The organism is Thiomicrorhabdus indica (assembly GCF_004293625.1).
GTDB lineage: Bacteria > Pseudomonadota > Gammaproteobacteria > Thiomicrospirales > Thiomicrospiraceae > Thiomicrorhabdus > Thiomicrorhabdus indica.
Map to the genome: position 1 here is coordinate 849494 of NZ_CP033040.1, position 13866 is coordinate 863359.

14 protein-coding genes are annotated in these 13866 nt (G+C 42.2%); 9 read left to right on the forward strand and 5 right to left on the reverse strand.

What is annotated here, in order from left to right:
- Positions 1-9: 9 nt before the first annotated feature.
- From D9T12_RS03480 to D9T12_RS03500, 5 genes are all read right to left on the reverse strand, one after another.
- A complete protein-coding gene (locus D9T12_RS03480) occupies positions 10-924 on the reverse strand; it encodes a symmetrical bis(5'-nucleosyl)-tetraphosphatase (protein WP_130536875.1) in 915 nt (304 codons plus the stop codon).
- Positions 925-935: 11 nt separating this feature from the next.
- Positions 936-1793 (reverse strand): 16S rRNA (adenine(1518)-N(6)/adenine(1519)-N(6))-dimethyltransferase RsmA, encoded by an 858-nt coding sequence (gene rsmA, locus D9T12_RS03485; RefSeq protein ID WP_130536876.1) that lies wholly within the window; start codon positions 1791-1793, stop codon positions 936-938.
- Between the two features lie 13 nt (positions 1794-1806).
- The gene (gene pdxA, locus D9T12_RS03490) at positions 1807-2793 is read right to left on the reverse strand and encodes a 4-hydroxythreonine-4-phosphate dehydrogenase PdxA (protein WP_130536877.1); all 987 of its coding nucleotides are present in this window, start codon (positions 2791-2793) and stop codon (positions 1807-1809) included.
- A gap of 44 nt (positions 2794-2837) precedes the next feature.
- Entirely contained in the window at positions 2838-4157 is a 1320-nt protein-coding gene (locus D9T12_RS03495; protein ID WP_130536878.1) for a peptidylprolyl isomerase, read from the reverse strand.
- A gap of 84 nt (positions 4158-4241) precedes the next feature.
- Positions 4242-6803 (reverse strand): LPS-assembly protein LptD, encoded by a 2562-nt coding sequence (locus D9T12_RS03500; RefSeq protein WP_130536879.1) that lies wholly within the window; start codon positions 6801-6803, stop codon positions 4242-4244.
- 282 nt (positions 6804-7085) lie between these two features.
- On the opposite strand from D9T12_RS03500, the gene D9T12_RS03505 reads away from it, so the two are divergent.
- The 9 genes from D9T12_RS03505 to D9T12_RS03545 all read left to right on the forward strand — a co-directional run bounded on the left by D9T12_RS03505 (position 7086) and on the right by D9T12_RS03545 (position 13865).
- On the forward strand, positions 7086-8177 hold the full coding sequence (locus D9T12_RS03505) for an aminoglycoside phosphotransferase family protein (RefSeq protein ID WP_130536880.1): 1092 nt from the start codon (positions 7086-7088) through the stop codon (positions 8175-8177).
- Between the two features lie 23 nt (positions 8178-8200).
- The gene (gene murU, locus D9T12_RS03510; RefSeq protein ID WP_130536881.1) at positions 8201-8881 is read left to right on the forward strand and encodes an N-acetylmuramate alpha-1-phosphate uridylyltransferase MurU; all 681 of its coding nucleotides are present in this window, start codon (positions 8201-8203) and stop codon (positions 8879-8881) included.
- A 20-nt stretch (positions 8882-8901) separates the two neighbouring features.
- Positions 8902-9627, forward strand: coding sequence for a pseudouridine synthase (locus D9T12_RS03515; protein ID WP_130536882.1), 726 nt, complete (start codon positions 8902-8904; stop codon positions 9625-9627).
- 46 nt (positions 9628-9673) lie between these two features.
- Positions 9674-9940: a hypothetical protein gene (locus D9T12_RS03520; protein WP_130536883.1), complete on the forward strand. Its 267-nt coding sequence runs from the start codon at positions 9674-9676 to the stop codon at positions 9938-9940.
- 266 nt (positions 9941-10206) lie between these two features.
- Entirely contained in the window at positions 10207-11016 is an 810-nt protein-coding gene (gene minC / locus D9T12_RS03525) for a septum site-determining protein MinC (protein ID WP_130536884.1), read from the forward strand.
- A gap of 136 nt (positions 11017-11152) precedes the next feature.
- Entirely contained in the window at positions 11153-11962 is an 810-nt protein-coding gene (gene minD / locus D9T12_RS03530) for a septum site-determining protein MinD (RefSeq protein WP_130536885.1), read from the forward strand.
- A 3-nt stretch (positions 11963-11965) separates the two neighbouring features.
- Positions 11966-12229 (forward strand): cell division topological specificity factor MinE, encoded by a 264-nt coding sequence (gene minE, locus D9T12_RS03535; protein ID WP_130536886.1) that lies wholly within the window; start codon positions 11966-11968, stop codon positions 12227-12229.
- A gap of 83 nt (positions 12230-12312) precedes the next feature.
- A complete protein-coding gene (gene yaaA / locus D9T12_RS03540; RefSeq protein ID WP_130536887.1) occupies positions 12313-13086 on the forward strand; it encodes a peroxide stress protein YaaA in 774 nt (257 codons plus the stop codon).
- Positions 13087-13229: 143 nt separating this feature from the next.
- Complete coding sequence (locus D9T12_RS03545; protein WP_130536888.1) at positions 13230-13865, forward strand: glutathione S-transferase N-terminal domain-containing protein; 636 nt, start codon at positions 13230-13232, stop codon at positions 13863-13865.
- Position 13866: the final 1 nt, after the last annotated feature.

Below are 13866 nucleotides of genomic sequence, written 5' to 3' on the forward strand. Positions count from 1 at the left end.
CTCGACTATTTACATATTTTTAGGTTTCGGTTTTTTTACCTTTGGTTTGCGTTGCTGAGGGCAATCAATGCAATGGCGTTTTTTGCTTTCCAGCTCATATGCAGTCAATTGTCCGCCCCATAAACATCCGGTATCGGTTGCATGAATGCCATAGCCGTCGATGGCGCCCAGCGTTGACCAATGGCCAAAGAAAATCTGCGTGTCTCGATTTTTTCGGGTATTCCACAAAAACCAAGGTTGCATAGTGTCTGAAATTTTTAAATCTGCTGCTGTGACCGCTTGGTGCTTACGCATTTTTTTCAAATACTTCTCTGGACTACTCTTTTGCTGAAAGTCGAGTTTACCTTCGGCGTCACAATAACGCATGCGTACAAATGCGTTGACGATGTAGCGAATTCTTTGCCAACCTTGCAAACTTTCGCACCAACGATCCGCTTGATTACCAAATAGGTGCTCTCGTAGGAAGGTTTGCCAGTCGTCATTTTGTAAATGATACTCTGCTTCTTTTGCATAAGCTTTTGCTTGATCAATGCTCCATTGTGGCGGGATACCAGCATGTACCATCACAGCATCATACACTTCATGACTCACTAATAAAGGTTGCATTCGGAGCCAATTTACTAGCTCGTCAACATCATCGGACTCTAGAATCGGCATGATGGTATCGGATTTAGATAGATATTTTTCAAGTCCAGCGTATGCGGCTAAAAGATGGAAGTCATGGTTACCCAACACCATTTGAGCATGGTCATTTTCACACGCGTGTTTGACGAAACGAAGACATTCTAGAGATTTCGGGCCGCGATTAATGACATCGCCAACAAACCATAATTGATCTTGCCCTGGTCGGTAATCAATGTGATTCAGTAATCGTTCAAGTTCATCAAAACAACCTTGTAGGTCACCAATAATGTAGGTAGCCATTTCGATTTTCCTTAGCGATTTTTTATTTCATAAAGTTTATTTGCCAGTGCGACAAACGCGCTGACTGGCAGTTGTTCTGCACGAACCGATGGATTAATGCCACAACTTTCAATTTGATTGGCATCTAGCCAGCCTTTTAGATTGTTGCGTAAGGTTTTACGTTTCAGGCTAAAGGATTGGCGAACCAAGTCTGCAAATAGTGCTTCATCGTATGCCACAATAGGTTTTTGTTTGTAAGGGATTAGTCGAACGATAGCGGAATCCACTTTGGGTGGTGGTGTGAAGTTTTCGGGTCCGACATCAAACAGGTGTTCGGTTTGACAAAAATACTGCATCATGACGCTTAACCGCCCGAAGGTTTTTGAACCTGGTTCGGCGCAAATGCGTTCAACGACTTCTTTTTGCAGCATAAAATGCATGTCGTGAATGTTTGCAGCGTGTTCAATCAGTTTAAACATCAGTGGGCTGGATATATTGTAAGGAAGGTTACCAACTACCCGGAGTTGCTCATCGGCTGAGTCCAATAAGGTGTTGTAATCAAACTTTAATGCGTCGGTGTGATGCAAATTAAATGCAGGCAGACTGGCAAATTTAATTTTCAAAGGTGCAATTAAATCATTATCTATTTCTATGATTTCGAGTTTCTTCACCACGTGAATAATTGGGTCAGTCAGAGCTGCTTCACCGGGGCCAATTTCAACCATGTGATCCTCAGCTTGAGGACGAATGCTCATGACAATTTGGTCAATGACTCTCTGATTATTCAGAAAGTTCTGTCCAAATTGTTTTTTGTGTTGGTGTCCGCTATTGCCTCGGTGTTTATTGGCAGGGTTTGCGTTTCGGCCGGCCGGTGAACGTTTTTCTCTCATGATTGTGTCTCTTTTATTTTTGGTTTTGGCCAGCTAACATTTCTTGAGCGACTTCTAGTGCATAGAGAAAACTGCCGACATTGGCTTTACCGGTTCCTGCCAAGTCTAAGGCTGTACCGTGGTCGACAGATGTGCGAATAAATGGTAAACCCAGTGTAATATTGACGGCATTGCCAAAACCCATGTGCTTGAGAACAGGCAGGCCTTGGTCATGATACATGGCAACCACAGCATCCGCTCTTTGCAGATACTTCGGTGTAAATAAGGTGTCCGCTGGTAAGGGGCCTTCGAGTTGCATGGAGCTACGTAGTTTCTCTAGTGTTGGCTCTATGACTTCAATTTCTTCACGCCCCATATACCCGCCTTCACCTGCATGAGGATTTAAGCCTGTGACTAAAATATTTGGGTTTTGAATTCCAAACTGATTTTCGAGAGAGTTATGGGTAATTGTCAGAATTTCCGTGAGCAATTTGGGTGTGATGGCTTTAGGAACTTCAAGTAAGGGTAAATGCGTGGTGACTAGAGCGACTCGTAACCCTGGCGTTGCCAGCATCATAACCACTCGTTCAGTTCCCGAGTGTTCCGCTAAAAGTTCAGTGTGGCCACTGAATGGAATGCCAGCTTCGTTAATTACGCCTTTATGAATTGGGCCGGTAATCATGGCGTCAAATTCATTATTCATGCAGCCATCAATGGCTCGCTTGAGCATTTCAACAATGTATCCGCCATTTTTTGGGTTCAAGATGCCGGCCTCAACTTTAGCAGGGGTTGGCATGTGCAATAAGGTGAGTTCTCCTGAGCGACTTGCAGACGTAGTGTGTTCTGTTTTGTAGGGTTTTAAGGAGACTTTGATGCCAAGTTGCGCGGCGCGATTTTCTAACACGGTTTTATCTGCAATGACAACCAGTTCGTGATCCCAATCTTGTTGGGCAAGCATTAAAACTAAATCTGGTCCGATACCGGCCGGTTCACCGGAAGTGATGACTAATCGTTTTGTCATGAAGTCTCTCAAAAAATATCAAAATTGATGCGAATGAAATGAAGTTAGGATTGAGTTGACTCATCCAGTTGAATTCGGATATAAGCCTCGTCTTTCAAACGTCTGAGCCAAACATCAAACATTTCATTGGCTTTGCGCATGCGAACGGCTTGTATTGCTTGTTGTGATTGCAGTTGTTTATTTTGTGTTTGCAGACGTGTATCTTCCAAGAAGACAATTAACCATCCTTGTTCATTGGCAAAAGGTCCAATTGCTTGACCAGGTTGTAGTCCTGTAACGATTTCAGCCAGTGCAGGTGGTAGTTGCCCAGCATTTAGCCAGCCTAAGTCGGAGTTGCGGTTAATTTCTTCTGGAATGTCTGCAAAGCGGTTGTTCAACGCTTTGAAGTCAGTAAGATTTTTAATAGATTGCGTGAGCGTTATTAGGCTTTGAGGCGGTTCATTGCTGGTAATGTTGTCACTTAACACCACAAACTGATGTAAATGATATTCCGTGACTTTTTGATTGGAACCATCACTCTCACCGGCCAGTTGAATCAAGTGAAAACCACTAGGTGATTCAATGATTTGACTCGTTTCACCCACGTTTAATGTATTGGCTGCTTCACTAAAGAAAGTTGGGATTTCGCTGGGTTGCATCCAGCCTAAGTCTCCGCCTTGTAAAGCTTTGCTACCGTTTGAAAAGCGCACGGCTAATTGACTGAAGTCTTCCCCAGCGATAATACGTCTGCGCAGCGTTTGAGCTTCATCTAAAGCTGCTTGACGTTGGCTTGGGGTCGCTGATTCTGGAATAGAAATCAGAATGTGTTTTAGGTTTAATTTGGTTTGTGACAAGCTTTGTCGTGTCAGGTAATTGTTAATTTCACTTTCCGTGACTTGCGTGCGGCTAATCACTTCAGTTTCGCGAAGTTTTTGGATTGTTAGCTGTTTTTCAATCTCCGAGCGCAGCATTTTGAAGCCATTTGGTTTTTGTGCATCCATTTGTTGTTGCAGTTGTAATAGGTTTAAACCATTTTTTTGCGCAATTTTTTGCAACTGCTGGTTGATGGCTTCTTCTGTGACGCTGATGCCGGTTAGTTTGGCACGATTCAATTGCACTTTTTCTAGGATTAAATTGTCTAGAACTTGTTGCGCTAATTCTTGAGTTGGCGGAAGTTGGATGTTCTGCGCTTGCAGTTTCATTGCCTGTTCTTGCATCTTAGCTTGCAGCTGACTTTGTAAGATAATGTCATCGTCAACCACGGCAACGACACGGTCAATAAGATTCGTTTCAGCCAATGCTTGGGTGCTGATTAGAGTGGCGCCGGAAAATGCCAACCAGCCAGTGAGAAGGGAGGCTGCAATAGGAGAATTAAATTGTTTCATTCACTCTGTCTCTTTTTTAATAGGAACGATGGAAATCCTTGCATGTCACAAATCATAAAGTCGTAATTAGTGTTGACGATTTCCTTAGTAATAAATGCGTTCCATAATTTCATTCTGGAATTTATTTGAGCTATTTTGGCTACTGAGTCCGTTGAATTCAAATAATAATTGTAATTTGGTGTCTGATAGGCCATTTTCAAACTCGCTGCGCTCAACCCCCATTTGCAGATTCCAACAACAACTTTGGTAACGAAGCAGAAGTTGGTTGCTTTCATAAAGGTTGGTGAGCAGGTTGTATCGACTGTAAATACCTAACTGCGTACGTTCAGTAACCGGTGTATAACCGCCAACACTCAAGTTTTCGTATTGATAGTCATCCTCACTTAAGCTGTACTGCACAAATAACGCTTGATTGGTTTGCGGTTGCCATTGCAAACGGCTGTTGGAAGCTAAGAAGCTGAAGTCATCTTTATCCAGTTTGGCGGTGTTGATCCAGTTGATGTGACCAAGATTAAAATTCGCTTTTGCAAAATATTCAGAAAAACGTTCATTTTGAATGGTGTCCGTACCAAGTGTGACTTTACGATCTGAAAAATAACGGGTTTGTCCCAAACCGATATTTATAAGTTCTAGACCATCCTGTGCATAGAGTTTACTGCTTAAGGCGTAACTCAAATGATGCGTGTCGCCAATTCGGTCAACACCGTAAAAACGGTTGGTCATAAATAGATTATTGAAGTCTAAGCTTCGTCGGCTAGTGTCAAATAATGGGATCGCCTGCTGATTTCGATAGGGAATATAAACGTATTGCAGTTCAGGTTCTAAAGTTTGGGTATACCAATTCGTGTGATTTGATAGAACAAGGTTTTCAGATGTAGATCCAAAAAAATCGCTGAAATGACGTTCAAACTTTAGGCTTCCATAAGCGCTGAATTCAGGAATACCAATATTTTTATCCAACTCTGAAGTGTTTTGTGTGTGTTCAAGCTGATAAGAACGCTGATGGAATTTCGTATTCAGTTTCAAACGGCTAAAAATCGTATTGTGTTGATAGCTCAGGGAGGGCGCAATATAACCACGGGCGCCTTCATAAGAGAGAGGCGTTATTTTTGCAAAGTCATTTTTAGCCACAAAATCGGTCGCCTTCAGATCAATAGATGCCTTCCATTGAATGTTTTGCCAAGCTATCCAGTTCGCCCCAAGTTCAGGTCTTTTTTGGTAAAGGTTACGCTCTGTTCTCAATGGGGTGTAACTGAGTGTTTGTAAATAAGCATTAAAATTACTGGAGTTGTAGCGAAGCATTGCATTCTGACGGATTTCTGAAGCATCATCGTAGCGATCATCGAGTGGTAAATCACTATAAAAGCTTCCATCTGAAACGTCGTGCCATTGCAATTGTGATGACCAGCCTTGTCCCCAGTTTTGCGAGCTGTCTAAGTTAATTCTCCAGCGAGTGCCGTGAGGAGAGGCGTAGTCCAAAGAGCCATCGGAGGCAATCGTTGCTACTCCGTCTTTTTCGGCGAGAGAATCTCGCAAATATCCTGCCTGTAGATTGATTCGGTGCGTTTGACCATTCAGGCGAGTCAAGGCTCTAAATTCTCCATCCAGTAAAACACCTCGTTCAGTCATTGCGAGGGCTGTAAGGGTTGCATCGTAGTTGGGTGCGAGGTTGAAGAAATAAGGCTGTTTGTAATAGGCCACCGACTGATTATTGGTAAGAGCTGAGTGAGTACCCAAACTCGGAAATAAGAGCCCAGATGCCCGATCATTCAGAGGGTAGTTAAAATATGGGGTGTAAAAAACAGGAATATCGCGGATTTTCAGCAGTGCATGTTTTCCTATGACTCGTTGTGCTTTTCGGTCAATTTTGAGCTCATCAAATTCTAAATGCCAGTCTTTATCCCCTTCACCATTAGGCAGTTCCGCAGGGCAAGTGCTTAGATCGGCATCGGTTAGAGTCAGTTGTTCTTTGCGCTGCTTAAAACGCATATTTTGTGCTTTACCGTAGGCTCGACTCGGAAAGAGTTGATATTTCGCAAAGTCAATTTCAAGCGTTTTATCGTTTTCTTGTTCGGAGTTTTGCTTTATTCGAAGTTGTTTGGCTTGAATACTTAACGATTTTTCAAACAGTGTGACGTTTCGCTTAGGATTTGTTACCGGCCGGTCCGAGTTATTAACTATTTTGTTGGAACTCTGGTTAGGATTTTGTTCAGATAAGTCGCCCAAAAAAGCACTTTGTGCTGTTTGATCAATTCGAACATAGGGGCTAAAAATTAATAAACCCTCTTGCCAAAAACTGGTATTGCCTTGAAATTCATAAATATGCCCACCTGTTTGAGTAAATTGATTCGCTTGAATATTTAAATTCTGAGGAGATACTTGACCCAATGTCGGTGATGGTTGTCTGCCTGCAACGAATTCATTATCAGGGCTGTGCGTCAAAAAGAAATCAAGCGGTCTTGGGGTAATCGTGTCAGGAAGGCATTCAGGCGTTGTCATCTGATTACCAAAAAAAACTTGGTACGCAGGCTGTTCGTTTAAGGGTGCTTGGTTTGCCAACACCAAATTCGGTGCTAAGCTGAGGAAAATTCCTTTGAGCAGTGCGGTTTTAGGAATTGGAATGATTGGCTGAGAGTTTATTTGCATGAAACGTGAATGGCCGGTATCAGGTTGTATGAGCGAGTTTAATTTTAAATTAGAGCGTTATTTTAACTGAGCACTAACAAGAGTCGAGATTAATTTCTAAAATTCGCCAGAGTACGCTTGGTTTCATCTGAAACTTTGGGGTGACTAATCCTGCAGCTGGAACAAATTTCGATTAAGATTGACGCCACTGTTCGCCTTGATGAACAGCTTGATTTGTTCGCAAGGCGGAAACTATTATTGATTGATTTCACAAAACTCCGAGTTCATCGTAAAGGCATATTCATGGATGCACGTTTTGAGCAAATGCAGGCTTGGTTAAATGGCACATCGCAAACCTCAGGCATTTTACACACTTCCCGATATTTAAAAGATTCTTCGTTTACAACACCTGTTCCTGCGTCCAGTGACGCTAGCTTTCGTCGATATTTTAGAATTCATTCTAATAGTGATTCCAGCGCTGTTTCGAAATCATTTGTGGTTATGGATGCACCACCTGAGCATGAAGATTGCCGTCCTTTTATCGAAGTGTCGAATTCGCTCAATCAGATGGGGTTGTGGGTGCCGGAAGTGCTCGAACAAGATTTAGATCAGGGATTTTTGCTGTTGGGTGATTTGGGAACAGTGACCTATTTTTCTAAATTGCTGGAATTACGTGAGCAGGGTGGCAGTGAGTCCGAAGCACAAATTGATGAGATGTATATCCAAGCGCTTAAAGCCTTAGTGAATCTGCAGAAAAATGCCAAGGCGAGCCAAGCTGCTGAAAAACTGCCTCCCTACGACGCTCGTTTGCTCGATACAGAAATGAACCTGTTCACCGATTGGTTGTGTCAGGAGTATTTAGAGTTGCCACAAATGTCTTCATTACTTTGGGGTGAAACGAAATCTTTATTGAGCCACTCTGCGTTAACTCAGCCAAAAACCTATGTACATCGAGACTATCACAGTCGGAATATTATGTTTAACTCTGGCAAACCGCCAGGAATTTTAGACTTTCAAGACGCTGTGCATGGCGCTTTAACATACGATGCGGTGTCTTTACTGCGTGATTGTTATTTAGCTTGGCCGAAAGAGCAGGTTAGTGAATGGCAACAACGCTATTTTTACGATTTGTGTGAGGTTGGAATTTGCCAAAAAAATGAATGGGCAGAATTTGCAAAATCAATGGATTTAATGGGCATTCAGCGTCACCTAAAAGCATCAGGAATCTTTGCTCGTCTATTTCTGCGAGATGGAAAAGATGGGTATTTGCCTGACGTGCCGCAAACATTGCAATACATCGTGGATGTTGGCCAAAACTATTCAGAGTTGAATGCGTTAACAAGCTGGGTTGAAGACAAGGTTCAACCGGCATTTGCATCGTTGAAGCACTCTTGAAAAGACATTGAAAAGTTGAATTGATGAGTATAAAAAAAGCAATGATATTGGCCGCTGGGCGAGGCAATCGTCTTCGTCCTTTGACAGACAAAACCCCAAAGCCTTTAATTGAATTGGCTGGCAAACCGCTGATTGAATATCACTTGGAAAAATTAGCTGAAGCCGGTGTGAATGAGGTGGTCATTAACACCGCTTGGCTGGGAGAGCAGTTCTCGAAAAAATTAGGTTCGGGTGCGCGATTCGGCCTGAAAATTGAGTACAGTCCTGAGCCAGAGGGGGGATTGGAAACCGCTGGAGGTATTATCAATGCTTTGCCATTGTTGGGGGAACAGCCGTTTTTAGTGGTAAATGGGGATGTCTATTCGTCAATGGATTATCAACATTTTACGAATCTTCAGCTTAAGGAGGATTTAGCGCATTTGTGTTTAGTGAAGACACCGAGTTTTAAAGCTCACGGCGACTTTGGTTTGTCACCGGCCGGTAAGGTTCTGGAAAAAGGGGAATGGACTTTTTCTGGTATCAGCGTTTTGTCGCCAAAGTTGTTTGCGGGATTATCGGTGGATTTTTTGCCTTTAGCCCCAATCTTGCGTGAAGCGATGCAGCAACAAAAAGTTTCGGGTGAAATTTATGAAGGTGCGTGGTCGGATATTGGCACTCTAGAGCGCCTGCAACAGGCTGAACACAAAATTCTAAATTCGCAGTAAATGAACCGGCCGGTATAAAATTGTCTTATCGAATTAACCATTTTTTGAGTAAATCTGGTGTTTGTTCACGTCGTGCGGCTGATCGATTGGTTCGTCAAGGCAGAGTACGGGTGAACCAACAACCTGCTCAGCTTGGTATGAAAGTCGCCGCTGAAGATGACGTTCGATTGGATGGTCACCCCGTTGTTTTAGTTGAAAACCAATATTTTTATCGACTTTATTACAAGCCCAGAGGTGTGGTCTGCACACAGAATTTAGCGGTTGATGGAAATTTGCTGACGGCAATCAAACCAATGCAAACCAGTACTTGGCCAAATTATTTTTTTGCAGTGGGGCGTTTGGATAAAGATTCTGAAGGCGCTTTGTTGCTGACCAATAACGGGACTCTTACGAATTGTTTGTTAAACGAAAATAAAACACTACCCAAACGTTATTTAGTGACAGTCACGCCTCAAGTGACGGATGAATTTTTAGAAAAAATGTCGGCAGGTGTGGAAATTCTTGATCAAGTCACTGAGCCTTGTCGTGTTTTTCGTTTGTCAGAGCAAATTATTCAAATTGAATTAACGCAAGGGTTGAATCGACAAATTCGACGCATGTGCCAAGCATTGGGTTATCAGGTTCAGCGATTGATTCGAATTGAGTTTGCAGGTTTGGGAATTAATCATTTACCGGCCGGTAACATTCGTTCACTGTGTGCGAATGAAATCGCTAAAATTGAATCATTATCGAAAAATAAATCCTAAACTCGTATTTTGTAATGAACAGTTGAACGATTTTTGAGGAGTCACTATGAGCCAAAAGCATAAAGTCATTATTCAAAAACTGTTTTCACATCCCATGCCGACTAATATTCAATGGAAAAAGTTGATGACGGCTTTGGAGCATTTCGGGATTCAGGTCGAAATTACCGCGGCCAACAAGGCGAAGTTAATCAAGGATGGACATGAAACCTTGCTGACACTTCCGCATCGCGGGCATGAATTCAATGATAAAACCGAAATCAGTCATCTAAAAACGTTTTTGGAAATGGTTTCCATAACACCTGAGACGATTTAATTTAATTGATTCAGGTTTGAATTTTCAACGGTTTCTAGAGAGCTTTGCATGAGTTAGAGATAAGGCATAAATTGAGAAAAAACTGAACTGAACTAGACGAAAATTGCAGGGAATAGCTGGCTATTTGCAAAATTTTTAACAACGTTCAGTACTGTTTTAGCCAATTTTGGTTATTTATCATCTCGTGCAAAGCTCTCTTCTAGTATTTTTTTCGAAAACTGCTTACAATTTCGGTTCATTTAAATCCTCAATAAATAAAGCATTCAATGTCTCAAAAAATCATCGAACTTAAAGGTTCTATCCTCACTCTTTCCGTCTTAAAATTCTTTTCTGACGATTTTGCTCAAACGCAACAGGCTTTACGCGAAAAAGTAGATCAAGCACCGAGTTTTTTTGTTGGGATTCCGGTAGTTTTGGAGCCGCAAGTTGAACTGCAAGATCCAACTTTTTTGGCATTGATGGTTGAGTTTCTGCATCAGTTACAGATGATTCCGATTGGTGTACGAACCAAAGACGAAACCATTATTAATCAAGCGCAATATGCTGGATTGGCGGTGTTTCCACCGGAAGAAAAACGTGCTAAAGCAAAAAAAGAAGATCGTCAGCCGGAATCTTTACCGGCCGGTGACAAAGTGGTTGATATTGAAACGCAAGCGGTTGGTCATTCTGAAGTGGAATCGCAAAATTCAGAAGTGGCGAGTGCTGAAGTGGTTGAGGCTATTACGCCACCAGAACAGGTTGTGCAATCTGCCATGGTAATTAATCGTTCGATTCGTTCGGGTCAGCAGATTCACGCCCCTAATCAGGATGTCGTTATTACGGGGTCGGTAAATCCGGGGGCGGAAGTCATCGCAGATGGCAATATCACGGTATTTGGTAAGGTATTAGGAAAGGTGATTGCTGGCGCGTCTGGCAATATGCAGGCGAAGGTATTTGCAACAGAGTTGAATCCAGAAATTGTCTGTATCGCTGGGGTTTATCAGTTGTCAGATGATATTGATGAAAAATATAAAAAAGGTTTGGTGCAAGTAGAATTGCGACAAGAAAAGTTGGTTTTGTCTCCATTGACGAAATAACGCTAACGTATTGTCAATTGATCGTTTCTTGCTTAAGCGGTGAGTGAGAATTAAAAACGAAATACAAAAGACGATAATGCGGAATAATCCGCTAAAATTATCGAATAGAAATAATTGAAATTAGGAGAAGTAAAACGTGTCTAGAGTGATTGTTGTCACCTCCGGGAAAGGTGGTGTTGGAAAGACGACAACCAGTGCAAGTATTGCAGCAGGGTTGGCGCAAAAAGGATTTAAAACAGCAGTCATCGACTTTGATGTGGGTCTGCGTAATCTGGATTTGATTATGGGCTGTGAGCGACGTGTTGTGTATGACTTTGTGAACGTGGTTCAGGGTGAAGCAGCACTAAAGCAAGCGTTAATCAAAGACAAGCGTATTGAAAATCTTTACATCTTGGCGGCATCGCAAACTCGTGATAAAGATGCGTTAACCATTGAAGGTGTCGGTGCGGTTATCGAAGGCTTGAAAGAAGATGGTTTTGATTACATTATTTGTGATTCACCGGCCGGTATTGAAAAAGGTGCGCAGTTAGCACTTTACTATGCAGATGAAGCGATTGTTGTTACCAATCCAGAAGTTTCTTCTGTGCGTGACTCAGACCGTATTTTGGGTATTTTACAAGCTAAGTCGAAAAAGTCTGAAGAGGGCGAAGCGATTGATGAATACTTAGTCTTGACTCGCTACAATCCTGATCGTGTTGAAACGGGTGAAATGATGTCGGTTGAAGACGTGGTGGATTTGCTCAACATCAAACTTTTAGGGGTAGTCCCAGAATCGGAAGCGGTATTGAATGCTTCGAACTCGGGTGAGCCGGTGATTATGAATACGGATGCGGATGCAGCGCAAGCTTATTCAGATATTATTGAGCGTTTCTTGGGTGAAGAACGCGAGCACCGTTTTATCACGCGTGAAAAGAAGAGTTTTTTGAAAAAATTGTTTGGGAAGTAAGTCATGGCATTAATGGATTACTTGCTTGGCCAACGCAAGAAAAAAACGGCCACCGCGGCACGCGATCGTTTGCATATTTTGCTCGCTCAAGAGCGCTCTGAGCGCAATGCACCGGATTATCTACCGCAGATGCGTAACGAGATTTTGGAAGTGATTTCAAAGTATGTCAATATCGACCAAGATCAACTGAAAATCTCAATTGATGAAGACAATGGAATGGAAGTATTGGAGTTGAATTTAGTGCTTCCTGATGGCGATAAAAAGTAAATTGCTTCCTGTCTGATTGATTCCAAACCCGACGATTTAGTCGGGTTTTGTGTCTCTCACTATACTCGAAAAGGAGTTTGTTCATGTTAATGGTTGTTTCCCCTGCAAAGTCTCTGGATGAAACCTCTCAAGTTCCAACGTCGGTGCAGACTGAATGTGCTTTTTTAAACCAAGCACAAACATTGATTAATCAGTTGCAGTCGCTTGAGCCAAATGCGATTGGAGACTTGATGTCGATTAGCGATAAGTTATCGCAACTTAATTATCAGCGTTTCCAAGATTGGCAATTGCCATTCGGTGACTCCGCCAAGCAGGCAGCTTGGCTGTTTAAAGGGGATGTGTACACAGGGTTGGATGCCTATTCACTAAATGATGAGCAAGTGAATTATTTGCAAAATCATTTCCGAATTCTGTCTGGACTTTATGGGTTGCTGAAGCCGTGTGATTTAATTTTGCCGTATCGTTTGGAAATGGGCACAAAGTTCGCCAATGAAAAAGGCAAAAATTTATATGAATTTTGGGGCGATCAAATTACCGAATTATTGAACCAACAGTTTGCAGAATCAGGCAGTGCGACGTTGGTGAACTTGGCTTCCAATGAATATTTCAAAGCCGTAAAGCCGAAAAACTTAAAAGGTCAGGTGATTACACCGATCTTTAAAGATTGGAAAAATGGCCAATATAAAATCATCAGTTTTTACGCAAAGAAAGCGCGTGGTTTGATGGCGCGTTATGCAGCAGACAATCTTTTGGAAGAGGTTGAAGGTCTTAAGTATTTTGACTATGACGGCTATCAATTTGCCCCTGAACTTTCAAGTGAAAAGGATTGGGTCTTTACGCGTAAGTTAGAGGATTGATTTTTTTAATTACTTTTTTAATGGCATTTCAGAGTGGAATAGGTTTATGACAGCATAGGGACTTGACAAGCCATGTATAATAAACCTCTTGTTCATCATTTAGGGAAACGTTCTGTGTTCCCGAGACTTTAGGAGAATAGTTGATGTCATCTGATGTACCCGTCACAAAGCGTTCCGTTATGGTTCTTTTTACGGATTCAACCAACCCACTGGGGCACCGAATTCGTCTTGTTGCTAAAGAGAAAGATATTCCTATGGACGTCATTATGACTGATCCTAATGATTTGCCTGAAGATCTATTGGAACTGAACCCTTACGGTACTTTGCCAACTTTGGTCGATCGCGATTTAACGCTTTATGATCCACAGGTTATCTTGGAATATTTAGACGAGCGTTTTCCACATCCACCGCTTATGTCGGTTGACCCAATTTCAAAAGCACGTTCTCGTCAAATGCTTCGTCAAATTGAAACGGAGTGGTACCCGTTGGTCGATGTGATTATGGCAAACGAAAATGAAGGCGAAGTTCAGCAGGCGCGCCGTGAGTTACAAGAACGTTTGATTCAGTTAATTCCTGTCTTTGAACATAAAGATTTCTTTATGAGTGATGATTATTCGTTAGTTGATGTCAGCATGTCTGTGTTGCTTTGGCGTCTTCCTGTTTTAGGTATTGAGTTACCTAAGAGCGCGAAACCAATTTTCGATTACTGCGATAAGGTACTTGAGCGTGAATTATTCGCAGAAAGCCTGACGGATGACGAATTGGATATGAGAGATTAAT

Excerpts from the sequence above, each read along its gene's own strand:
- D9T12_RS03545 (WP_130536888.1), top strand. The coding sequence starts at position 13,230 with ATGTCATCTGATGTACCCGTCACAAAGCGTTCCGTTATGGTTCTTTTT.
- D9T12_RS03495 (WP_130536878.1), bottom strand. The coding sequence starts at position 4,157 with ATGAAACAATTTAATTCTCCTATTGCAGCCTCCCTTCTCACTGGCTGG.
- rsmA (WP_130536876.1), bottom strand. The coding sequence starts at position 1,793 with ATGAGAGAAAAACGTTCACCGGCCGGCCGAAACGCAAACCCTGCCAAT.
- pdxA (WP_130536877.1), bottom strand. The coding sequence starts at position 2,793 with ATGACAAAACGATTAGTCATCACTTCCGGTGAACCGGCCGGTATCGGA.
- murU (WP_130536881.1), top strand. The coding sequence starts at position 8,201 with ATGAGTATAAAAAAAGCAATGATATTGGCCGCTGGGCGAGGCAATCGT.
- D9T12_RS03500 (WP_130536879.1), bottom strand. The coding sequence starts at position 6,803 with ATGCAAATAAACTCTCAGCCAATCATTCCAATTCCTAAAACCGCACTG.
- D9T12_RS03505 (WP_130536880.1), top strand. The coding sequence starts at position 7,086 with ATGGATGCACGTTTTGAGCAAATGCAGGCTTGGTTAAATGGCACATCG.
- minE (WP_130536886.1), top strand. The coding sequence starts at position 11,966 with ATGGCATTAATGGATTACTTGCTTGGCCAACGCAAGAAAAAAACGGCC.
- D9T12_RS03520 (WP_130536883.1), top strand. The coding sequence starts at position 9,674 with ATGAGCCAAAAGCATAAAGTCATTATTCAAAAACTGTTTTCACATCCC.
- yaaA (WP_130536887.1), top strand. The coding sequence starts at position 12,313 with ATGTTAATGGTTGTTTCCCCTGCAAAGTCTCTGGATGAAACCTCTCAA.
- minC (WP_130536884.1), top strand. The coding sequence starts at position 10,207 with ATGTCTCAAAAAATCATCGAACTTAAAGGTTCTATCCTCACTCTTTCC.
- D9T12_RS03480 (WP_130536875.1), bottom strand. The coding sequence starts at position 924 with ATGGCTACCTACATTATTGGTGACCTACAAGGTTGTTTTGATGAACTT.